The organism is Allobosea sp. 05T422_2 (assembly GCF_056396265.1).
This window is the reverse complement of sequence record NZ_JBFTLD010000037.1, coordinates 1-22,146: the sequence shown is the minus strand read 5'-3', so window position 1 is coordinate 22,146 and position 22,146 is coordinate 1. Positions and strand designations below refer to the sequence as shown.

General features: G+C 63.4%; 19 protein-coding genes. 8 read left to right on the top strand and 11 right to left on the bottom strand.

What is annotated here, in order from left to right:
- Nucleotides 1–31 precede the first annotated feature (31 nt).
- The 3 genes from AC1DJT_RS09605 to AC1DJT_RS09595 form a co-directional block, all read right to left on the bottom strand.
- Nucleotides 32–766, bottom strand: a complete 735-nt coding sequence (locus tag AC1DJT_RS09605; protein ID WP_476833959.1) for a hypothetical protein — start codon at nucleotides 764–766, stop codon at nucleotides 32–34.
- Between the two features lie 523 nt (nucleotides 767–1,289).
- Nucleotides 1,290–3,686, bottom strand: coding sequence for a putative bifunctional diguanylate cyclase/phosphodiesterase (locus AC1DJT_RS09600; RefSeq protein ID WP_476833958.1), 2,397 nt, complete (start codon nucleotides 3,684–3,686; stop codon nucleotides 1,290–1,292).
- 60 nt (nucleotides 3,687–3,746) lie between these two features.
- Complete coding sequence (locus tag AC1DJT_RS09595) at nucleotides 3,747–4,208, bottom strand: putative pterin-binding protein (RefSeq protein WP_441508234.1); 462 nt, start codon at nucleotides 4,206–4,208, stop codon at nucleotides 3,747–3,749.
- Between the two features lie 246 nt (nucleotides 4,209–4,454).
- Between AC1DJT_RS09595 and folE the strand changes: the two genes are divergently transcribed.
- The 7 genes from folE to AC1DJT_RS09560 all read left to right on the top strand — a co-directional run bounded on the left by folE (nucleotide 4,455) and on the right by AC1DJT_RS09560 (nucleotide 11,867).
- Nucleotides 4,455–5,120 carry a GTP cyclohydrolase I gene (gene folE, locus AC1DJT_RS09590; RefSeq protein ID WP_441508229.1) on the top strand — a complete coding sequence of 222 codons (666 nt, stop codon included), beginning with the start codon at nucleotides 4,455–4,457 and terminating at the stop codon, nucleotides 5,118–5,120.
- A gap of 12 nt (nucleotides 5,121–5,132) precedes the next feature.
- Nucleotides 5,133–5,642 carry a 6-pyruvoyl trahydropterin synthase family protein gene (locus tag AC1DJT_RS09585; RefSeq protein ID WP_441508230.1) on the top strand — a complete coding sequence of 170 codons (510 nt, stop codon included), beginning with the start codon at nucleotides 5,133–5,135 and terminating at the stop codon, nucleotides 5,640–5,642.
- A gap of 461 nt (nucleotides 5,643–6,103) precedes the next feature.
- Nucleotides 6,104–8,536, top strand: a complete 2,433-nt coding sequence (locus AC1DJT_RS09580; RefSeq protein WP_476833957.1) for an arylsulfatase — start codon at nucleotides 6,104–6,106, stop codon at nucleotides 8,534–8,536.
- Between the two features lie 57 nt (nucleotides 8,537–8,593).
- On the top strand, nucleotides 8,594–8,965 hold the full coding sequence (locus AC1DJT_RS09575) for a hypothetical protein (protein ID WP_441508232.1): 372 nt from the start codon (nucleotides 8,594–8,596) through the stop codon (nucleotides 8,963–8,965).
- Between the two features lie 218 nt (nucleotides 8,966–9,183).
- The gene (locus AC1DJT_RS09570; protein WP_476833956.1) at nucleotides 9,184–10,152 is read left to right on the top strand and encodes a Bug family tripartite tricarboxylate transporter substrate binding protein; all 969 of its coding nucleotides are present in this window, start codon (nucleotides 9,184–9,186) and stop codon (nucleotides 10,150–10,152) included.
- A 13-nt stretch (nucleotides 10,153–10,165) separates the two neighbouring features.
- Complete coding sequence (locus AC1DJT_RS09565) at nucleotides 10,166–11,005, top strand: alpha/beta fold hydrolase (protein ID WP_441508589.1); 840 nt, start codon at nucleotides 10,166–10,168, stop codon at nucleotides 11,003–11,005.
- Nucleotides 11,006–11,033: 28 nt separating this feature from the next.
- Nucleotides 11,034–11,867 (top strand): amidohydrolase family protein, encoded by an 834-nt coding sequence (locus AC1DJT_RS09560; RefSeq protein ID WP_476833955.1) that lies wholly within the window; start codon nucleotides 11,034–11,036, stop codon nucleotides 11,865–11,867.
- A gap of 4 nt (nucleotides 11,868–11,871) precedes the next feature.
- On the opposite strand, the gene AC1DJT_RS09555 is transcribed toward AC1DJT_RS09560, so the two are convergent.
- From AC1DJT_RS09555 to AC1DJT_RS09520, 8 genes are all read right to left on the bottom strand, one after another.
- Complete coding sequence (locus tag AC1DJT_RS09555) at nucleotides 11,872–12,606, bottom strand: GntR family transcriptional regulator (protein WP_476833954.1); 735 nt, start codon at nucleotides 12,604–12,606, stop codon at nucleotides 11,872–11,874.
- 319 nt (nucleotides 12,607–12,925) lie between these two features.
- The gene (locus tag AC1DJT_RS09550) at nucleotides 12,926–15,043 is read right to left on the bottom strand and encodes an acetate--CoA ligase family protein (RefSeq protein ID WP_476833953.1); all 2,118 of its coding nucleotides are present in this window, start codon (nucleotides 15,041–15,043) and stop codon (nucleotides 12,926–12,928) included.
- Nucleotides 15,044–15,117: 74 nt separating this feature from the next.
- Nucleotides 15,118–16,752, bottom strand: coding sequence for an ABC transporter substrate-binding protein (locus AC1DJT_RS09545; RefSeq protein WP_476770370.1), 1,635 nt, complete (start codon nucleotides 16,750–16,752; stop codon nucleotides 15,118–15,120).
- A 41-nt stretch (nucleotides 16,753–16,793) separates the two neighbouring features.
- Entirely contained in the window at nucleotides 16,794–17,837 is a 1,044-nt protein-coding gene (locus tag AC1DJT_RS09540) for an oligopeptide/dipeptide ABC transporter ATP-binding protein (RefSeq protein ID WP_476770369.1), read from the bottom strand.
- Entirely contained in the window at nucleotides 17,834–18,646 is an 813-nt protein-coding gene (locus AC1DJT_RS09535) for an ABC transporter ATP-binding protein (RefSeq protein WP_476770368.1), read from the bottom strand. Before AC1DJT_RS09535 ends, AC1DJT_RS09540 begins: the two co-directional genes overlap by 4 nt.
- Nucleotides 18,643–19,545 carry an ABC transporter permease gene (locus tag AC1DJT_RS09530; RefSeq protein WP_476833952.1) on the bottom strand — a complete coding sequence of 301 codons (903 nt, stop codon included), beginning with the start codon at nucleotides 19,543–19,545 and terminating at the stop codon, nucleotides 18,643–18,645. The genes AC1DJT_RS09535 and AC1DJT_RS09530 overlap by 4 nt, the downstream gene beginning before the upstream one ends.
- 10 nt (nucleotides 19,546–19,555) lie before the next feature.
- Nucleotides 19,556–20,524 carry an ABC transporter permease gene (locus tag AC1DJT_RS09525; RefSeq protein WP_476770366.1) on the bottom strand — a complete coding sequence of 323 codons (969 nt, stop codon included), beginning with the start codon at nucleotides 20,522–20,524 and terminating at the stop codon, nucleotides 19,556–19,558.
- A 12-nt stretch (nucleotides 20,525–20,536) separates the two neighbouring features.
- Entirely contained in the window at nucleotides 20,537–21,439 is a 903-nt protein-coding gene (locus tag AC1DJT_RS09520) for an amidohydrolase family protein (RefSeq protein WP_441493497.1), read from the bottom strand.
- A 270-nt stretch (nucleotides 21,440–21,709) separates the two neighbouring features.
- Between AC1DJT_RS09520 and AC1DJT_RS09515 the strand changes: the two genes are divergently transcribed.
- A partial coding sequence (locus AC1DJT_RS09515; protein WP_476833951.1) for an IclR family transcriptional regulator occupies nucleotides 21,710–22,146 on the top strand: 437 nt, incomplete at its 3' end.

Sequence of the window (22,146 nt, the reverse complement as noted above, 5' to 3'; positions counted from 1 at the left end):
GGACGGAAAGCGGGATATCCGATCGGATAGACTAATGTGAGAGCGCCGCATAACCACGTGCTGCGGGCTCCTCAGCGACAACGCGCGATGGGCGCATCCTGGCCTGCACCTCGGCGGTGATCCGGTCGATCGACAGATTGCAGCTCGGGGCATCGATGCTGCTGATCCGGATCATGGGGAGCGCGCGTGCGCTGACCATGTCGGAGATCAGGTCGACATGGTCGACGTGGTCCAGGCTGCCTTKCAGGTCGATTTCGAGGTAGCGTTGAAGCGGGCCGATCTTCCGCCAGCGATCCCGAAGGCGCTCCTCCAGGAGGGGGCGTGGCGCCTCAAAGCGGACGAGCAGGTCCGGCTTCGGCACGATGTCGAGCGCGCGTCCGACAGGGTCGCGGTCGGTTATGCCGCTGAGCAGGATGAGCGAGGCCACCGCCTGCACCATGCCCTGATCGAAGATCGTGATCGCATCGGAGGCTTGCGCCGCCGTCCATTCGTGATGGAGCAGGGCCAGGTGCCAATACAGACGAATGAACCAAAGCCGGTCCTTCGGTGGCAGGATCCGGAAGAGCTCCGCGACGCCAGCGGCCGGACCGGCGGACCTGAGCAGCTTGACGCTGGCCAGACATTTGAGAATGCCGCGCCTCAGCGGATGGGCTCGCACACCGATCCGAGGGTTTACGACATAGCCGAGGCCGCGCAGATGGGCGGTCAGGGCGGAAACCATCGTCGTCTTTCCGGCGCCGGAAGGCCCAAACATCTCCAGGATCATCGCGAGCCTCTCCGTCTTGCCTGGGCGCCCGGGAACCGAGCACTGACTTCAGGGCATTTGGCTGCGCCATGGTCCCCGCGCCTGGCCATTCCCGCCCGTGCGTGCATTCCATGGATCGACGGCATTTCGCCTGCCCCTCCCCACCCAGGCCCGACGCAGATCGGCTTCGGCCCCAGACGGAATCCGGCCATTCCCTTGCTGCCTGGCCTCGCCGAAGCGGCGCTTGAGGCAGCCTTGGGAAACTAGGAAGGAGCCTTGCGAACGTCATCCTCCGTTCGAAGGATGAGGCTCAAGCCCCTGCCTCCCGGGCAGGATCGAGGCGGCGCGGTCGCGGGAAAGGATGCGCGAGGGTGCGCTGTCTCCGGCGGACTGGCCGGCCGGCGGCGGCGCCTCGGCTGGGCCGCCTGCCTGGCCGGGAGGACGGCTGCGTGGCCGCCAGGATCATCGGCCGGAGCGGATCCTGTGCCGGGATGGGTGGCAGCGGCGCGATGTCGCCCGCTTCCCTGGCAGGCGGCCTGCGGCGTCAGGCCGCGAGACGCATCTTCTCCAGGCGCGAGAAGACCTGCGCGACATCCGCCGCGGGGGTCGGTGGCCCGAAATAATAGCCCTGCACCTCGGTGCAGCCCACCGCCATGACCGCCTCCAGCTGTTCCCGTGTTTCGACGCCCTCGGCGGTGGTCGTCATGTTCAGGCTCTGCCCGAGATGGGCGATCGAGGTGACGATGGCGCGGCAATCCTCCTGCACATGCATGTCTTTGACGAACGACCGGTCGATCTTGATCTTGTCGAAGGGAAAGCTTCTGAGGTAGCTGAGCGAGGAGAAGCCGGTGCCGAAATCGTCCATGCAGGTGCGGATGCCGAAGCGGCGCAACTGGTGCAGCACGGCGAGCGTGGCATCGCTGTCCTGAAGCAGCACGGATTCGGTTATCTCGAGTTCGAGCCGATGAGCCGGCAGCTGGCTGCCAGCCAGCGCACTGAACACGATCTGGGCGAAGTCGTCGTTGCGGAGCTGGACGGCCGACAGATTGACCGATACCCGGGTGCCGTTCGGCCATTGCGCCGCATCGGCACAGGCGCGCCGCAGCACCCACTCACCTATCGTCACGATAAGCCCGGTCTCCTCGGCGACCGGGATGAATTCTGCTGGGGAGATCGCCCCCCGGACCGGGTGGGTCCAGCGCAGCAGCGCCTCGAAACTGACGATCTCCATCCGCTTCAGATTGACGATGGGCTGGTAGTAGACCTCCAGTTCGTTTTCCTGGAGCGCCCGACGGAGCGCATCTTCCAGCGCGCGCCGCGCGTCGATCTGCTCTTCCATGGGGGCCTCATAGAAACAGTAGGTCCCCCGCCCGGTATTCTTCGCCGCGTACATCGCCATGTCGGCATGGCGCAGCAGCGAATCGCAATCGCTACCATCCTTGATGGCCATCGCGATGCCGACGCAGGTCCCGATCCTGATGTCGCGACCGGCAATGCGGAAAGGCTGCCCCATGCGTTCGACGATGCGGGAGGCGATCCGGCGAAGCTCGTCGAGATCGGGGTACCCGCGACACAGGACAGCGAATTCATCGCCGCCGAAGCGAGAGACGATATCGCTGCCGCGGACCGCCTTCTTCAATCGGACGCTGACGGATTTCAGCAGCGCGTCGCCCAGTTCGTGACCGAGCGTGTCATTGACGGTCTTGAAACGATCGAGGTCGAGATAGAGCACGGCGAAACTGCCGGCCTCGCCGTGATGAAGTTCGAGCGCGCGCTCCAGATGTTCGCGAAACTGGGCGCGGTTCGGCAAATCCGTCAGCGCATCATGATGCGCCATATAGGCAATGCGCTCCTCCGAGCGCCGGCGCTCGGTCACGTCCTCATAGGTCGCAACCCAGCCGCCATCCGGCATCGGCTGCTGCGAGACGGAGCAGACCGTGCCGGCGGCCAGCTCGAACGAGAACGTCGCCGATCGCGGTCCCGACGCAATGGCCTTCTGATGGGCGAGCAGGGCAGCGAAGCGCTCGTCAGCCACGGTCGTAAGACTCGCCCCCGGCTTGGTGCTCGACGCCGGCAGCTCGAACATCTGGCGAAAGCGCTCGTTGCAGACGATCAGGCGGTGTTCGCCGTCGACCAGCAGCAATCCCTGCGACATGTTGTTCAAGGCCGCATCGAAGCGCTGGTTCTGGGTCCGCAATTCGATGTCGCGCAGCACCAGCATCTCGTTCTGATTCTTCAGGCTGTCGTTCTTGCTGGAAATGTCCTCATTAGCGCGTTCGAGTTCGCCCTTCGCGTCCTTCAGCCCGTCGGTCAGCACATGCATCTCGCRATGGGCATGATTGAGCAGCCGGTTGCGAAAATGAAGCAGCAGGACCAGGCCAAGCGACATCAGCACGAGCGTCACGATGATGCCCGAGAAGAACCAGTGCAGGCTCAGAAGCTCACGTTGATCGCCATCGACCTGATCGCCGGAAATGCGGTTGGCCGCCGCTGCAAGGCTCGACATCTTCTGGTCGAGCGGCGCCAGTCGCGCACGGATCCGCGCGGCATTCTCTGGGTTGAGATGGTCGACCCAGGGTTCGATCTCGGCCAGGGCCTGGCGGAATTCATCGACGGTCGCGCGCCTGTCGGCACCTTGATTGACGAACTCCTCGAACTCGCCGGAGCTGAGCAGGCTGAGGCGGTTGAGCAGGATCTGATAGCGCAGCGCCACCTCGTCGGCGTCGACCTTGCTGGACGGAATGCTGAAGCTGGCGACGCGCTCCTGGAAGCGCTGGAGCTCGACGACGGACTGGCTCGCAAGCCAGGTTACATTGTAACGCGCCGTCTGTCGGATCAGATTCTGCTGCTCGACGATAAGACTTGATACATACAATGCAGACAAAACGAGGCCGACAAGAACGGCCCCGAGAAAGGTTTCTATCTTCCGCATCTTCAGCATGAGTTAATCCCGGCAGATTCTCCCACAGATGCTAGACAGTTGCCATTATCTACCCTCTCCCTAGCGGACAATCAACTTTGAAACCTGCCAGGCCGAGCGGCTGTAGAACTTCTGGCTGCGCAACTCAGGGTTGCTGTCATAGGGATAGACGATGAACAGCGGCCCCTTGTCCCGGATCGGCATGTATTCAGCGTTGCGCTTCAGCGCCAGGATGACGTTGTACTTCGCGAAGTCCTCGAGCGGTATTTCTGTCGTATAGTCGTTGAGTGCGATCGCTTGAACGGTGTCGCCCTTGGCGCCGACCGACTTCATCAGTTTATCGAGGGAGATGCCCTCGAACTTCTGCGGTCCGGAGTACCACGGGGTATTGGTTTCGATTGTCATGAGGCCCATCGCCTCGAGCGCGGCGCGATCGAACTGTGCGGAATCCCCGCTATTGGTCACGGAGATCTTTCCGGATATCGTCAGGATGACCTTGTCCGTCGGAGCGGCCAAGGTCTGGGCGCTGACTGTCCCGGCCATGAGCAGACCAATGGACGAGATCGCGCCCAGGGTGATTCCACGTCGCAATGTGTCTATAGACATGAGGGGCTCCCGATCGGTCCAAGCTCGAAATCCTACGAGCCGGCCATTAAAAACCTCTAAAGCGGAACTCGGTTAAATTATTGATATACTTACACAAGAACCCCGCGAATTCCTCTGCGATTTTGACGTACTAACCCGACCCACGTGCGACCCCTACCGCCCACGAAGGCATCTGGATGCAACATGTCACGAGCGAATAGCCTATCGAATTCAGCCCGCCTCGGAAACCACGCGGTCGAGGGCTACCTGGACAAGACCGAGCGGGCGGACATGCGGGCCGCGGCTGCGAAGAAGATCGAAGAGCTGTTCGATATTCTGCAGATCGACCACCAGAACGATCATAACACGCGCGATACACCGGCGCGGGTCGCCAAGATGTTCGTCGAGGAACTCCTGCACGGCCGCTATAACCCGCCGCCGAAGATCACCGAGTTCGACAATGCCACGAGCTATGACCAGCTGATCGTCACCGGCCCGATCGATGTCCGCTCGACCTGCGCCCATCACCTGATGCCGATCTATGGCGTGGCCTTCATCGGCGTCCTGCCGTCACCGGAAGGCAAGATCATCGGCCTGTCGAAATATGATCGCATCATCCAGCATTTCGCAGCCCGCCTCCAGATTCAGGAAGAGCTGGTCAAGCAGATCGAGCAGCATATCGTCGAGACCACCAATCCCCGCGGCCTGGCGGTGAGGATCAGCGCCGTCCACATGTGCAAGACTCATCGCGGCGTTCGGGCCAGTCATGCCAGCCGCATGGTGAACAGCTCATTCTACGGCGAATTCGCCACAAACGATTCATACAAGGCCGAATTCCTGCAGGAATGCACATCCCTGGAACGCCGGTAGGGACCCGAATCAATGGATAGCGTGGTAATGATGCAGGACCACAGGCCTTCGCGAATCGTTCACCGGGACGTCTATCGGTCGACCAAGACCTATGACTTCGTCGAAGGCTTGTCCTGCTGCTTCCGGCAATGGCGCGCAACGCATTCGCATTGCAGCCTGGTTCACGGCTATGCGCTGTCCTTCAAATTCATCTTCGCCACCCACGAGCTCGACGAGCGCAACTGGTGCTTCGATTTCGGCGGGATGAAGGAGATCAAGACCTGGTTGAAGCACATGTTCGACCACACGATGATCGTCGCGGCCGACGACCCGCATCTCGACGCGTTCCAGGGGCTGGCCGACAAGGGCCTTGTMGACCTGCGGATCATGCCCGCAGTCGGCTGCGAGGCGACAGCGCGCTACACGTTCGACCATGTTGCGGCCTGGCTTGCCAATCAGATCGGCGAGCGTGTCTGGCTGGAATCGGTCGAGGTCCGCGAGCATGACGGAAACTCGGCGATCTTCGAGCGTCGGCAGGGCTAACGGCTGACGCTTCAAAACCGGCGCTCCATTCGCAGGCCAGATCGCGGCCCGACCTACCGGCTTTCAGGCCAATCCGGAGGATCGGCTCCGGCGAATTTCCGGGGGAAGCGGGGCAGATCCGTCACTGGAGGCGCAGACGGTTCAGCCCCGACGTCGCATCCTGATCGGCGATGCGGGCTGCCGCCGATCGCAACGGCACATTCAGCGCAGGCCATGTGAGGATTGCCCCCTCCGCGCGACACAAGTCACAGCAGGTCGTGGATGCCGGATCGGGACCGAACCCGGTATGCTGTCGACCGGATGATCGCGGCATGGTCATTCCTTGCCGGATTCAGCGGTCAAAGCGTCCGATTCTGCCTAGACCTCCAGTTGAACCGAGATCATGATGGGCGGTCCCCCGGGTGGGAGCGCAGTTTTTTCGCAGCGATGTACCGGTCTCTTCAAGGCAGCGGGAGTTTGCTATGGCGAAACTCGGTCGCAGCGCCCTCGCCGGCGCGAGCCTTCTCACCCCGGTCTGCCTGCCGGCACTGGCTCAGCAAGTCACTGGCACCCTAGGTTCGCCAAGCGCGACGACGACGCTTAACGGAAAGCAGTTGCCGCCCCCCGATCCGAGATTCGGCGGAGTGATCAACCAGAAGGCTTCCGAATCGAAGGCTTGGTGGGCGCCAAGCATCGTGCCGCCAAAGGGCGCGCCCAACGTGCTGCTCATCATGACCGACGATGTCGGCTTCGGTGCGCCGGGCACCTTTGGAGGCGTTGTCCCAACTCCGGCGCTCGACCGCATCGCAAATAGCGGGATCCGCTACACGAACTTCCACTCCACGTCGCTGTGCTCACCGACGCGCGCGGCGCTGATCACCGGGCGCAACCATCACGTCGCCGGTTTCGGCGTGGTGGGCGAGATCGCGACGGGGTTTCCAGGGTACAATTCGATCATCCGGAAGGAGAACGGCACGATCGGGACGATCCTCAGAGAGAATGGCTACGCGACCTCGTGGTTCGGCAAGAACCACAACACACCCTTCTACCAGGCGAGCCAGGCCGGACCATTCGATCAATGGCCGACCGGATTGGGCTTCGACTATTTCTACGGCTTCGTCGGCGGAGACGCGAGCCAATGGCAACCAAATCTCTTCCGCAACACGACGCCGATCTATCCGTTCCAGGGCGCATCGAACTGGAACCTGACCACAGCCATGGCCGACGAGGCCATCCAGCATATGAAGCAGCTCAAGGAGGTCGCGCCGGACAAGCCGTTCCTCGTCTACTATGTCCCCGGTGGCACGCATGCGCCGCATCATCCCACGCCGGAGTGGATCGCCAAGATCAGCGACATGCACCTCTTCGACGGCGGCTGGAACACGCTGCGCGAGACGATCTTCGCCAACCAGAAGAGGCTCGGCATCATGCCGGCCGAGGCCAAGCTGACCCCCTGGCCCAAAGAATTGCCGGAGTGGGATTCGCTCGGTTGGGAGGAGAAAAAGCTCTTCACCAGGCAAATGGATGTCTACGGCGCCTATCTCGCCTATACCGATCACGAGATCGGACGGGTCATCCAGGCCGTCGAGGACCTCGGTCAGCTCGACAACACCCTGATCATCTATATCAGCGGCGACAATGGCGCGAGCGCCGAGGGCATGCTCAACGGCACGCCGAACGAGTTCACAACCTTCAACGGCGTTGCAGTGCCMGTGAAGGACCAGTTGCTCTGGTACGAGTTCTGGGGCTCGGAGCGAACCTTTCCGCATTTTGCCGCCGGCTGGGCCTGGGCGATGAGCACGCCGTTCAAATGGGTCAAGCAGGTCGCCTCGCACTTTGGCGGAACGGCCCAGGGCATGGCCATGTCCTGGCCCGGCCATGTCAGGGATGTGGGCGGCATCCGGCGGCAGTTCCACCACATCATCGATATCGTGCCGACGATTCTGGAAGCGACCGGTGTCGCTGCCCCCGCTACTCTCGACGGCATCAAGCAGCGTCCGTTCGACGGCGTCAGCATGATGTACACCTGGGACAAGGCGAGTGTGGCCGTGCCATCCCGGCGCAAGACCCAGTATTTCGAAATGCTCGGCAACCGCGCGATCTACAATGACGGCTGGGTGGCGGCCACGACTCCGGCGACCCTGCCCTGGGCACTGAGCACGGCCACGCCTCCGGATGTGATCACGGGCTACAACTGGGAGCTTTACAACGTCAGGCAGGACCCCACGGAGTCCAATGACCTGGCTGCGAAATTGCCGGACAAGGTCAAGCAGATGCAGGCGTTGTTCTATTCGGAAGCCAAGAAATACGACGCACTGCCGCTCGACAATTCGTCGCTCGCGCGCTGGAACACACCGCGTCCGAGCCTGACGGCGGGCCGAACGCTCTTCACCTATTCAGGAGAGCTGTCCGGTGTGCCGCCGAGCGCTGCCCCAAGGATCCTCGACAAGTCGTACACCATCACCGCAGAGGTTGAGATTCCCGAGGGCGGCAGCGAAGGCATGATCGTGACCGAGGGCGGACGCTTCGGTGGTTATGGCCTCTTCCTCAGCAAGGGCGAATTGGGGATCGGCCGCGGCAAGCCTGTGTTCCTTTACAATCTCCTCGATCTGCAGCGGACGATCTGGGAAGGGCCGGAACTGACGCCGGGAAAACACAGCATCGTCTTCGACTTCAAATCCGACGGCCCGGGCCTGGGCAAGGGCGGCACCGGCGTCCTTTCCGTAGACGGACAGGAAGTGGCCAGGAAATCGATGGACCACACCATCCCGATCACGTTTCCCGAGGACGAAAGCTTCGATGTTGGCCTGGATACCCGCACCGGGGTMGCGCTGCTGGAGCATCGCTATGACCCACCGTTCAAGTTCACCGGCAAGATCAAGAAGCTGACCGTCAAGCTCGGGCCGGTGCAGTGAACGCAGCCAGATCCCTGCGCGCTCCCGTGCCTCTCGTGCGAATATTCGATCAACAAGATGGACCGGGCCCAGGCGATGAAGAACGTGCTGACGATCGCCGCCGTGGCAGAGATCGCAACCGGTCTGGCGCTGCTGGTCGTGCCTTCATTCGTCGCGCAAGTGCTGCTCGGCGAGGAACTGGACGGGGCTGCCCTGCAGATCGCGAGCATTGCGGGTATCGCCCTGGTTGCACTGGGGATCGCCTGCTGGCCCGGCCCGCCTCTGCTGGGCATGTTGATCTATAGCGGCGCGGTCGCACTCTATCTCGCCTATCTCGATCTTACCGGAGCTTCCGGCGGCGTCTTGCTATGGCCAGCGGTCATCTTCCACGCCGTCCTGACCGCACTATTGCTCCGGTCGATCGCGCTGGCGGTTCGCGCGGCGAGATAGGGAGACGGCCKGATATCGGCCGGTCTGGGCCAATCTCGCAGGGTTCGGCGCAGATGCACGAACCCTCTCGTCACGAAGCCCTAGATGTCGTCAGCGTCGCGCAGCACAAGGACATGATCGCCGAGCAGTACAAGCATGATTCATCATGTCATTGGCATGACCCATTGACAGCATAATGACTGCGTGTCACCAAGGCTGCGGCTCAAGGGAGACTGCCAATGAAGATGGCCAAGCTGGTCGCTACCGGTGCATTGGGCTTACTGGCCTGCATAGGCTGGACGGGAGCCAACGCGTCAGACCCCTACCCGCAGCGCTTCGTCACGCTCGTCGTACCCTTCCCCGCCGGAGGCAGCTTCGACGTGATCGGCCGTCTCGCGGCCCGGGCTCTCAGCGAGAAATGGGGGCATCAGGTTGTTGTCGAGAACAAGCCTGGCGCAGCCGGCGACATCGGAGCGGCCAGCGTGGCAAAGGCCGCGCCMGACGGATATACGCTGTTGCTCGTCAGCGACGGGCTGCTCAGCAATGACAGCCTGATGACGCGCCGGCTCTTCGACCCGCTGAAGGATTTCAAGCCGGTCACCCTGATCGCCCGCTCACCGCAGGTGCTGGTCGGCGGCCCTGCCCTGAAGACCAGGACGCTGGTCGAGATGGTGAAGCAAGGCGGCGGCACGGATTATCGTTTCGGCACCGCGGGCACAGGAACGCCCGGCCATCTCGTCGCCGAATTGCTGGCAAAGGTCAGTGGGTTGACGCTGACCCATGTGCCCTATCGCGGGGGCGCCCCCGCCCTGACCGACGTCCTCGGCGGCCAGATCGAGCTGGTCTCGACGGGCTTGCCGGCCCTGATCGCCGCCATCCAGTCCGGCTCGGTCGTGCCGCTCGCCGTCTCCTCCGAGAAGCGCTTTCCATCCCTTCCCGACGTTCCCACGATGGCGGAAATCGCCCCCGGCGCTTCGGTAGAGACCTGGTATGGCATTGTCGGCCCAGCCGGACTGCCTGATGCGCTGCGCGACCGTATCCACGCAGACACCGTGGCCGTCATGCAAAGCCCCGCGATCACGGCACGGCTGATCGACAATGGCTTCGAGTTCGTCGGCGCCGGCCCTGCCGAGTTCAGCGCTGCCATGGCGCGTGATCTGCCGCGCTGGCGCGAGATCGTGGCCCTGTCCGGTCTCAAGCCTCAATAGCGGAAGCATCCTGATGTTCAGTATCGAAGGTGCCCAGATCGCTGCACGGGCGGCGGACGGTTGCGCGATCAACGCCACTCTGATGCAGGCAGGATTTCCTGGCGCGCCGCGCATCCTCCTGATCCACGCCCTCGCCATGAGCTGGCGGCAATGGCGCGGCGTCGCGGCGGCGATCGACCAGGAAGCGACAGTCGTGGCGCTCGATTGCCGTGGCCATGGCGCGTCCGAGCGGCGGCGCGGCCCCTATAGCTGCGAGATGATGGCGGCCGATTGCATCGCCGTCCTCGACGAACTCGGCTGGGAGGAGGCTACGGTCGTTGGCTGCTCGATGGGCGGCTGCGTGGCCCAGGCGGTCGCCGCCGGTTTTCCGCAGCGCGTATCGGGCCTCGTGCTGGCCGACACGACGGCGACCTACGGCCACCAGGCCTTGCCGGCCTGGCGCGAGCGCGGCGAACGCGCGCTGCGCGACGGCATGGGCACGCATATCGACTTCCAGCTGGCACGCTGGTTCAGCGACTGCTTCCGGGCGAGCAGCCCCGAGATCGTCGAGGACTGCCTGGCCGTGTTCCAGGCCAACGACCTGCATTGCTATGCCGATAGCTGCGCCATGCTGGGCGAGACCGATCTGCGCCCAGCCCTGAAGGCCATCCACTGCCCCACGACCATCCTGGTCGGCGAGTTCGACCACGCGACACCGCTCGCCATGGCCGAGCAGCTCGCAGAGGCAATCGCGGATGCGCGATTGGTGATCATCCCCGATGCCAAGCATTTCGCCCCGGTCGAAAAGCCTGACGTCGTGGCGAGGGAAATCCTGGCAATCGCCCGGCACCCGGCCGCGGCGCAGGTGAACTGAACAAGAAAATCATGCTGGAGGAAACGCCATGACGATGAATCGCCGCCATTTCTTATGGGGAAGCGCTGCAGCGATGACGCTGGGGGCCGGCGCGGTCCGGGCCAGTGCGCGCCGCATCTTCGATTCCCACTGTMACATCATTGATCACGCTTTCCCGATCGTACCCAATCAAGGCTATACGCCACCGCACTACCCTCTCAGCGAGTACCAGGCAGCCACCCAGCCGCTCGGCGTCCGCGCCGGAGCGATCGTATCCGGCTCGTTCCACGGCTTCGACCAGACCTATCTCGAGAGCACCCTGGCGAAGCTGGGCAAGGGCTGGGTCGGCGTCACGCAGGTGCCGAACACGATTGYCGACGGAGAGATCGCGCGGCTGAGCACGCTGGGTGTCCGGGCGCTGCGCTTCAACATGTTCCGCGGCCGCATCGACAGCGTCGACGACCTGATGTCGCTGGCGACCAGGGCCCACGCAGCCGGCCAGTGGCACGCCGAAATCTATGCCGATGCGGCAGCGCTCGGTCCCTATGTCGACAAGCTCACCAAGCTGCCGCAGATCGTCACCGACCATCTCGGCATGACCGAAGCGGGCCTGCCTGTCGTGCTCGATCTCGTCGACGCGGGCGCGAAGGTGAAGGCCACCGGTTTTGGCCGGGCCAAGCTCGATATTGCCAAGGCGCTCGAACGGATTGCCGCCAGAAATCCGAGCGCGCTGGTGTTTKGCACCGACCTGCCCTCGACACGCGCCGAGCGCCCGTTCCAGCCTGCCGATATCGACCTCGTCGAAAAGGTGCTGGGGGCTGACCTCGCCGGCCGCGCCTTCTGGGATAACGGCCTTGCCCTCTACCGGGTCTCCGCGACCTGAGCCCTCAGGTCAAGCGCACCTTGTAGCGAAAGCGATCTCCCCGGCCATAGGCGCGGCGCCAGTCGATCGGCGCGCCATTGGCATCCATGGAGGTTCGCTCGACGACGATGATCGGGTCGCCCACTGGCACATTCAGCAGTGCGGCCCTGGTCGCATCGGCGTGGCCCAGCGAGAGTTCATCCTCGACGGCCGCGACCACCTGCCCGAACTCGCGCTCATAGACCGGGTAGAGCAGCGGCCCGATCTCCGCCTCCGGCAGGTCCGCAAACCGGGCAAAGCGAGGCAAGGGCAGGAACAGATCTTCCGAGATGGCCGGCTCGCCGGCCCAAAGCCGCAGCCGCAGCACCTTCAGGACCTGTGCGCCCGGCGGCAGTCGCAGTGCCGCCGCCACCTCCGCATCAGGTTCGATGATCTCGCGCTTGAGCAGACGGCTCTCCGGCACGGTCTTGCCGGCATGTGCCCCCGCATCCTTGAAATTKAACCAGCGAAACAGGCTGCCATCGAATGAGGGGCGCCGCACAAAGGTGCCGCTGCCCTGCCGGCGCTCCAGCAAGCCCTCGCGCATGAGTTGCTCCACGGCCTTGCGCACCGTGTTGGTCGAGACGCCGTATTCCCTGGTCAGAACCTGTTCGGAGGGGATGGTCTGGCCCGCTTCCCATTCAAGCGATGCGATGCGGGACGCGAGGGCATCGCGCAGGCGCGCATGCAACGGCAAACGCTCGTCAGTATTCTGCAGCATGTCCTTATTCCGTACTCGGGCCTGTCAGGGCGGACGTCCCACCATCTGATGATGCCTACAGCCTAACAACCTCAAGCTGGGAGGAAAAACATCTACGGCCAAGATTCTCGCAGGAAGCGCACCGGAATACGGAACGCTGATCGGTGTCCCCCCCGGCGCACCCTGCATGGCACGCGCATACGGCGATCCCTCTGCCGGGTTTCGGCATCCGCACCAAGTCTTGGCGGCGAGCGCACCGATGCCTCGGCCCGACCGGCGCAGGCGGGAGGCCTGACGCCGCCTCGCCGCAACCGATCAGGCGCTGCCGTCACAATTGCTGTCAGCCACGAACGAAGAGTGCATCGACAACGCGAACCTCACCCGAACCTTTTCGGATGAGAACCGGATTCAGATCGCATGCCGCCAGCAAGCCCTCGAAATCGCTAGCGAGTTGCGAGAGCTTCACCGCGAGATCGACCAGATGGCTCGTGTCCGTTTGGGGCATCAAATTGCGATACCCTCCCAATATGCGGTCGAGCTTGGTCCGGCGGAGCATCGCACCTGCCTGCTCGTGATCGAGCGGCGCAAGCGCGACCGCTCGATCGGCCAGGAGCTCGACCAGCGTGCCGCCACTGCCCAGGACGATCATCTGGCCAAATGGCGGCGCAGCCGTGAATCCAGCCATGGCCTCGACACCGTCGACAAGCTGCTCCTGCAATTCATAGCCGTCGATCGTCGCAGCCGGCAGCGCCCTGCCGACATTCTCGGCAATGGTCGCGATCGCGCGGCGCAAGCCTTCCTCATCGCGGACGTCGAGCACGACGCCGCCAACATCCGACCGGTGCTGCACGTCCCGGGATGCGACCTTGACCACCATGGGAAATCCGAGCTCGCCGATACGGGCGACCGCTTCGCCTTCGTCCTTCACCACGATCGATTTGACCAGAGGGATGCCGTAGGCGCGCAGCAGCCGGAATGACAGTTCGGCATCGAGAGTGCCCGAGCATTGCTCGATCTCGCGCCTCAGGCTGGCGACCTCCTTGTTGAACGGCGTCCGCGCGGCGCTGCGCTGGCGCGCCCAGGAGCCGGCGGGCCCCGGCTTGCCGAGCGCGAGATTGCCGACGGCGCGAAGTCCGGCGTGAAGCCCGCGCAGCAGCGGCACACCGTGATCGGCCAGCATCGAACGAACGCCCGGATCGACATTCTCCGAAGTCGGCGAGATCACGACCAGCGGTGTTTCACTCGCCTTGCCGGCCTCGGCATAGACGCCGAGCACATTCATGTAATTCTGCAGCGTCGCAGGGTTAAGGCTCTCCTGCGTATCCTGAAGGGCGACGACGGCGCCGACATTCTCGTCACTGAGAACCGCCTTCATGGCCTCAGGCGTATTGCGGTCCTCAACATTGACCGTCGCTCCGAAATCGACCGGATTGTTGCCGGCCGTTCCCGGCAAGGCAGCACGCAAGCGTTGCCCGGTCGTCGCGCTGTAGGCCGCAACAATTACGCCCTGCAGTTCCGCAACATCGCAGGCCAGGGCGGTCTGACCGCCGGAAATGCCGACGATGCCGATGCTTGCTCCCCGGACCATGCGCCGCGCCACCGCCGAGCATTCGAGCGCCGCGATGAGCTCGTCATAATCCGCGACCGTCGCGATATTGGTCTCCCGAAAGAAGCTGTCATAGGCGTCGCGATCACTCACCAGAGCCCCCGTATGGGCCTGGGTGGCCGCAACGCCGACATCCKAGCGACCAACCTTGAGCACCACCAGGGACTTGCCCGCGGCATGAACGCATTCGGCGGCCTCGGCGAGCGCACGGGGAGACTTGATTGACTCCGCGACCACCCCGATGACCCGTGTCTCATCGTCGTCCGCAAACCAGCGCACATAATCTGCGGCCGCAACCTGGAACTCGCTGCCGACGGTCACGACCTTTGAAAGCCCGATGACCGTCGAGTTCATCACCGAAATCGCCGCCGATCCGGATTGGGCCACCAGCGCGACGTTGCCGGGCCTCAGGCGCAGCGACGGCCTGGATGGGTAGAGCGGGATCGAGTCGGTGAAATTGACCAGCCCCATGCAGTTGGGGCCGTGCAAGACGATGCGGCTCTGGGCGCCGAATGCACGAATTGCCCTCTCCTCGTCATGCGAGAATCCGTTGGTGAAGACGATCGCCGAGCGTACGGAACTCGACTCGAGTTCATGCAGCATGCCCGGCACATGCGCTGCGGGAATGGCAATGATCGCAAGGTCGGTCTCCGCGCGGATCTCGGCAACCGAGTTGACGGCGCGCAGACCTTCGATCTGATCGGCCTGGGGATGGATCGGGAGGATCTCCCCCGTGTAGCCCCATGATTTCAGATTGCTGATGACCACGTTGCCCTGCGTGACGCGCTTCGCCGAGGCGCCGATAATGGCCACCGAGCGTGGCCTGACCATGGGGGTGACGTCGATATGCAAGGCGATATGTCCTTCGATAGCGATGTGCCGTCGCAGCCGCCATCGGCGGCTGCGGGCGCTGTGTCCGACGGGAGTTACTGCTTGTCTTTCGGGAGCCAGGCTTCCGCCCAGTTCGGATGGGTGTTGAACGAGAAGTTGAACTGAGCGTCCAAGTTCTTGAAATTGTTCGTCACGGCCTCGAAGACGCGCGAATTCGTCAACGCAAGCTGGTTCAGGTCGCGCGCGATGATCTCGGCATAGGTCTTGTAATGCGCCTTCTGCCGATCCGCCGGCGCCGAAGCCGCATCGGCGGCGACCTTGTCGAACTCGGGATTACAGTAGCCGGTGGGATTGGCGTAGGGGACGCTGGTCTCATTGCAGACGAAGCTGCGGTCGACGCCGAGAACCGGATTCGAGCGTCCGGTCAGCGAGATGATCGACGCATCGAAATCATGCTGCGTATAGACCTTGTTGGTCCAGATCTGCTGATCGAGCGCGCTGAGCTTCACGTCGATGCCGAGCGCCGTCCACTGCGCCTGCACGACCTGCGCCACCGCGTCATAGGGCGCGGCCGAGATCACCGCGAGCTCGAGCGCGAAACGCTTGCCGTCTTTCAGCGGAAATCCGGCCTCGTCGAGCAGCTGGGCCGCTCGTTTCGGGTCATAGGCGTACATCGTATCGTAGTTGACCGACGTATCGTGCAGGTTCTTGAATTGCGTCGGGATGGCGTTCTTGGCGGTCTCAGCCAACCCCTGGTAGACATCCCTTACGATCCGCTGACGATCGATGGCGTGGAACAGGGCCTGCCGGACCTTGACGTTGTTCATCGGCGAGCGCCGCAGATTGAAGTCGATGACGGCAGTTTCTGGCGCGTTGGTGACGATCGGCACAACCCGGAACGAGCCCCGCTTCGCCGCCTGCTGCGTCGCCGGGACCTGCACCACTTCGGGCCGGAACCAGTTGACCTCGCCGTTGACGATGGCGTTGAGGCGCTGCTGCGGGTTCGGGATGAGCGCGAAGATCACCGAGTCGAGATAGGGCTTGGGCGCCTCCCAATAGTGCGGGTTGCGCACGAAGGTGATCGACTGGCCGCTGACCCATTTGTCGAACTTGAACGGGCCAAGGCCCACCGGAGCGATATTGGCTGGGTGAGTGGCGATGTCCTTGCCCTCGTAGACGTGCTTCGGCATCAGCGGAAACACTTCCTTGTCGAACAGATCGAGCGTCGCGGTCAGCGGCTGCTTGAGCGTCAGGACGAAGGTCTTGTCGTCGGGCGCCGAGGCCTTCTCGACCAGCGGCATGAGCTTGGTCAGATAGGTGTTGAACTTGCCGAAATTCTCCAGCGTGAAGACCACGTCGGTGGCAGAGAACGGCTTGCCGTCCGACCACTTCACGCCCTCGCGGAGGTTGAAGGTGTAGGTCTTGCCGTCCTCGGAAATGGTCCAGCTCTTTGCCAGGCGCGGAACGCGATTGGCTTCGCGGTCATAGGTCATCAGCCCGTCCGCCCAGACATCAGCGGCGAACAGCGCCGGGACCGACGATGTCATCTGGGTGTTCAGATTCGGAATTGTCGTAGAATTCAGCGCGGCGATGACCGTGCCACCCGGGACGGGCTTGCCATCGTCCGCCTGCGCTCCGGCGGAGAGCAGAAGGCTCGACGCTCCCGCAAGCAGTGAGATCGCGCCCAGCCTCTGCATCGTCCACGCATCGCTTCGTTTAGCCGTGTCCATGATGTGCTCTCTCCCTTTGGCTTTTCTGAGTAGTCCCTGAATCAGATCTCGACGGGCCTCGGCGTCCTCTCTACGGGGGCCACACCTGCCGGACGCGATGACGCGCCGATTTCGTCCGCGCGGTGACAGGCCACAAAGGTTCCGGTCTGGCCGACCGGTTTCAGCGCGGGGTCGGCCGTMGCGCAAATTTCGATCGCAAAGGGGCAGCGGTGGCGGAACCGGCAGCCGCCCTGCATGGGCTCAGGCATATCCGCTCGCACTTGTGTCGCGCTCAGGCTGCGGATCCGGCCACGACGTGGATCGAGCGAAAGCCGCGCGTCGAGCAGCAGCCTGGTATAGGGATGGAAGGGGCGTTCGTAGATAGAGTGGCCGATCTCGACGATCCGGCCGCGATACATCACGGCGGTCCGGTCGGCGATCGACTCCATCGCTCCGAGATCGTGGCTAATCACCACGAAGCCGACATTGGTCGCCTCGTGCAGATCCCGCATCAGCTGCAGAACCTGGGCCTGGACCGAGACGTCGAGGCTCGACAGCGGTTCGTCGGCGATGATGATCGCGGGCCGAAGCATCATCGCCCGCGCAATCGCGATGCGCTGCTGCTGCCCGCCTGAGAGCTGGTGCGGATAGCGGTCGAGATAGTGGTCCGGGGGGTTAAGGCCGACCGCGGCAAGATGGCCGGCGAGAAAGGCCCGCGTCTCGCGCAGCGTAGCAAGCTCATGGCGCTGAACGATGTAGCCGAGCATGCGTTCGACCGTCATGCGTGGGTTCAGCGACGAGGCCGGGTCCTGAAACACGGCCTGGACCTGGCGTCGGAAGGCCTGTTTCCCGGAGGAGGCGAGCGAGGCCAGCGAGGTGCCGCGAAACTGCACGTCGCCCGCCGTCGGCCGGTTCAGCATCAGGAGCAGCTTCGCGAGCGTGCTCTTGCCTGAGCCGGACTCGCCCACKATCGCCAGGGTTTCGCCCTCGTTAACATCGAGATCGACACCATCCACCGCCCGAACCGTATTCCAGCCCGGGCCATTGGCGTTGCGGCTGGTGTAGAGTTGCTCGACGCCATGCAGGCGAAGGATCGGAGCGGTCATGACTGAAGCTCCCGCGTCAGTCGGCGCGTGCTGAGCTCAATCAAGCGCTTGGAATAGTCCTGCTGGGGCTGCTCGAAAAGCGCGATGGTTTCGGCGCTCTCGATCACCTTACCGGCGCGCATCACGTAGACCCGGTCGCAGAGCTCGGCGACGACACCGAGGTCATGGGTGATGATGGCCATCGCCATGTTGCGCTCCTTGTGCAGTCTGTAGAGGGTCTGCAGGACCTGCAGCTGCACGGTCGCGTCGAGCGCTGTCGTCGGCTCGTCGGCAAAGAGAAGCTGGGGATCGCTGGCCAGGGCGATTGCGATCATCACGCGCTGGCGCATGCCGCCTGAGAGTTCATGCGGGTAGCGCCGGGCGAGATTGGCTGCGTCGGGTAGCCCCACCTCGTCCAGCAAGGTGTGGACGCGAGCCTTGTCGGAACCACGCTCAGCATCCCGGGAGAGCGCCTCGTGGATCTGCCGGCCGATCCGCTGCGTCGGGTTGAGATAGCCGAGCGGATCCTGGAAGATCATCGAGAAGCCGCGCCCGCGGCGCAGGGCCCGCAGGTCGCCGTCGTCCATCGCAAGGATATCGCGGCCCTCGAAGGCAAGCCTGCCGCTCAGTTCCTCGATGTTCACGTTCGGCATCAGGCGCGTCACGGCTCGCGCCATCGTGCTCTTGCCCGAACCGGATTCGCCGACGATGCCGACGCATTCGCCCCGGCGGACCTGGAAATCGACCCCGTCGATCGCCTTCACGACCTTGTGGCCGAGACGCAGATGGACCTTTAGGTCGCGCACGTCGAGAAGAAGCGATGCGCTCATTGCAGCCCTCCCATCCCGTTCGTGCTGCGCGGATCGATGACCTCGTTCAGCCCGTCGGCAAAGAGATTGAGGCCGACCACGGTGATGCAGATGGCTGCGCCGGGAAACAGGCTCATCCACCAGGCGCTGTCCATGTAGTCCTGCGCGACGAAGAGCAACCGGCCCCAGCTCACCCTGCTCGGATCGGAGAGGCCGAGGAAACCGAGCCCGGCCTCGATCAGGATGGCGATGCTCGCGTCGAGCGCGACCTGCACGATGATCGGCTGGATCGCGTTGGGCAGGATCTCGCGGAACATGATGTGGGCCGTCGAGAGGTCGGCGACGCGGGCGGCAGCAATGAATTCGCGGTCGCGAAGCTTGRTGTACTGGCCGTAGACGAGGCGGGCCTCCATCGGCCAGATCGCCAGCGCCACCGCCGCGATCAGGAGCCAGAAATTGGAGCCGAACAGCGCGACGGCACAGAGCACGAGAATGATGACGGGAAGGGTCTGGAACAACTCCACCAGCCGCATCAGCGCCGCCTCGACCGGGCCCTGGAAATAGCCGGCCAGGACCCCGAGAGTGCCGCCGACGAGCAGTGCGGCCAGCGCCGCCCCGAGCCCGACGAGCAGGGACGAGCGGCTGCCATGGACGACGAGCGAGAACACGTCCCGGCCGATATTGTCAGTGCCGAACAGGAACTGGGACGATGGCGGCGCGAGACTCAACTGGGTCTGCTCCAACGGATTGTAGGGTGCAATCAGCGGAGCAGCGGTCGCCACGATCACCAGGACGATGAGGATGCCTGCTCCGAGCGCGCCGTGACGCGTTCCGAAGAGATTGGCGACATGGGCCTGCCWGCTCCCGACCGGGATGCCGTTGCCGGATGCCGGCGCCACGGCGGTTTTGCTGTCTGACATGGCTTCGACCTCACCGCGTGGTTCTGATGCGCGGGTCCAGCGCCGCGTAGAGGAGATCGACGATCAGGTTCATGGCGACGACGGCGACGGCCGAGAAGATCACGACACCGACAACCGTCATGTTGTCCCTGAGCCGGATCGAGTCGACGAGCAGCAGGCCAAGGCCMGGCCAGGTGAAGACCGTTTCGAGCAGGACGGCGCCGCCGAGCGCGGAGCCGAAGGCATAGCCGGCGATCGTGACCAGGGGCAGGCTCGAATTGCGCATCACGTGGTTGCGGATGATCTGCCCGCGGCTCAGGCCCTTGGAGCGTGCGGTGATGATGTAGCCTTGCGACAGCGTGTCGATGACGCTGGCGCGCATGATCCGCGCGATCCGCATGCCCTCGTGGATGCCGAAGGCAAGGACCGGCAGCGCGAGATAGCGCAGCTTTTCGAAGAGCCAGGCGACACCATGCGTGCGGCTGATCAGGGGGCCGATGCCCTGGGTCGGAAACCAGCCGAGCCGGAGTGCGAACAGCATCACCAGGAGCTGGCCGAGCCAGAAAGTCGGGATCGCGTAGGCGATCAGGGCGGTGGTCGTCCAGAACTTGTCGACGCCCGGCCGGCGTGTCGTTCCCGCCGCGATGCCGATCGCCATGCCGAGTGGAATCGCCAGGGCGAAGCTGACCGATGCGAGCAGGATCGTGCGGGGCGCCCGTTCGAGGATGAGGTCGAGAACGCCGCGCTGGTTCTGATAGGAGAAACCGAAATCGCCCTGCGCGACATTGAGGAGATAATTGCCGACCTGAACGAGGAAGGGGTCGTTCAGGCGATACTTCTCTTCGATCGCCTGCCGATACGCCGGCGGAACGGGGTAGTCGCCGACGAGGGCCTGCACCGGATCCCCCGGGATCATGTGCAGCATGGAGAACATCAGGATGATGATCGCCAGGAGCAGAGGGATTGCGTAGAGCGCCCGCCGGCCGACGAAGCGAAGCATCGGACCCCGCCCTCAGTTCAGCCGGAAGAATTCAGCGGCGTTGCCGTACAGCCATTTCTCGATGACCTTTTCCTTGAGCGGCAGCTGCTTGTACTGCTCGATGATGCTCTCGAAAGAGGTCCCGAACAGGTAGCGCGACAACCCGACCATGACCTTGTCCTGGAGCAGCGTGTTGCCGAACTGAAGGAACTGCTCCCACCCGGAACCGGGCTGGCTGAAATACCGGGGATGGTGGGCCGCCGTGTCGACATAGAGCCGCGGGTGCCGGCGGAGCAGCCCGACCATCTCGTTCACCCAGGGCCAGCCGGCGAGGCCCGCCACGATCCTGAGTTCGGGGAAGTCGATGGCGACATCATCGAGATAGCGCGGATGCCCGAGATCATAGGGCCGGTCATTGGCGTAGTTCATCGCCGTGTAGATGCGGACCGGGACGTCGAGCTCGGCTGCCTTCGCGTAGAGCGGATAGTAGCGGCGATCATTGGCCGGCACGCCGTTATAGAGCGCCGACAGGCGCAGGCCGTTTGCGCCCTCCTCCTTGACCAGCCGCTCGAATTCGCGAACCGCCCGCATGCCGTCGAAGGGATCGAATGTCGTGAACAGGAAGAAGCGGCCGGGATGGGCCTGGTGAATCCGGCCCGTCGCACTGTTCTCGGCGCCGACCAGCAATCCCCGCGCGATACCGGCACGGTCCATATCCTCGACCAGCCGCACGAGACCGCCGTCGTCAGCCTCCCCCTTCTTCGGAGCCGCCTCTTTGCTCCTGAAGACATTCCCGTAATTGGCGAATCCGTAGCCCTCGGGCCGCGGCAGCGACTGGGCGAAGGGCGTGCCCGGCCGTCCTCGCGAGATGCGCTCCAGATCCGGATTCGCCTCGCTATGAGGCAAGCTCAGTTCCATGTCGATCACGCGGCTCATTCACATTTTCTCCGTGACGAGTGCAGGCGCAGATATCCACCCGCCTTCGATAATTGAGCGCTCGCTTCGGAGGTGAGTCAAGAGAGTGATTAATTTCTTCCAGAAATGTTCACTATCTTGACATTTTAGCCAAAGAGGCCAATTCTCACCCCGACAACGCAGGGGCAGGTCGAGGCTCTCAAACCCGCTCATCAAGCGCATCCGGTAATTATCAAACAATAATCGATCGAAATAATACGAACGAAGCCAACTACATAGATGGAGAAATTCTTGAAGATCCCCGCAGACGATCCCGACATCGCAACAACTCTCGTCAAGGGACTGGCTGTTCTGGAGACTTTTCGTCCGAATCGCACATTGATGAGCAATGGCGAGATCGCGAAGGAATCGGGGATCAACCGTTCCACGGTCGCACGTTTGACCTATACGCTGGAAAGAATGGGCTACCTCAGGCAGGAGAAATCCAAGTTCCGGCTGAGCTGGCGCGCGCTCATGCTGGTCAACCCGCTGCTGGTCAACCTGAAGCTGCTGCACATCGCGCGGCCCTCGATGCAGAAGCTGGCTCAGGACCTCGGAGGGACCGTCTCGATCGGCACGATCGACCGAACCAACTTCGTCTATCTCGAGACCTCGCGGGTGAACGAGAACATCTGGACCTCGCCCGACCTCGGCACGATCGGGCCGCTGCTGCCGGCCACGATCGGTCA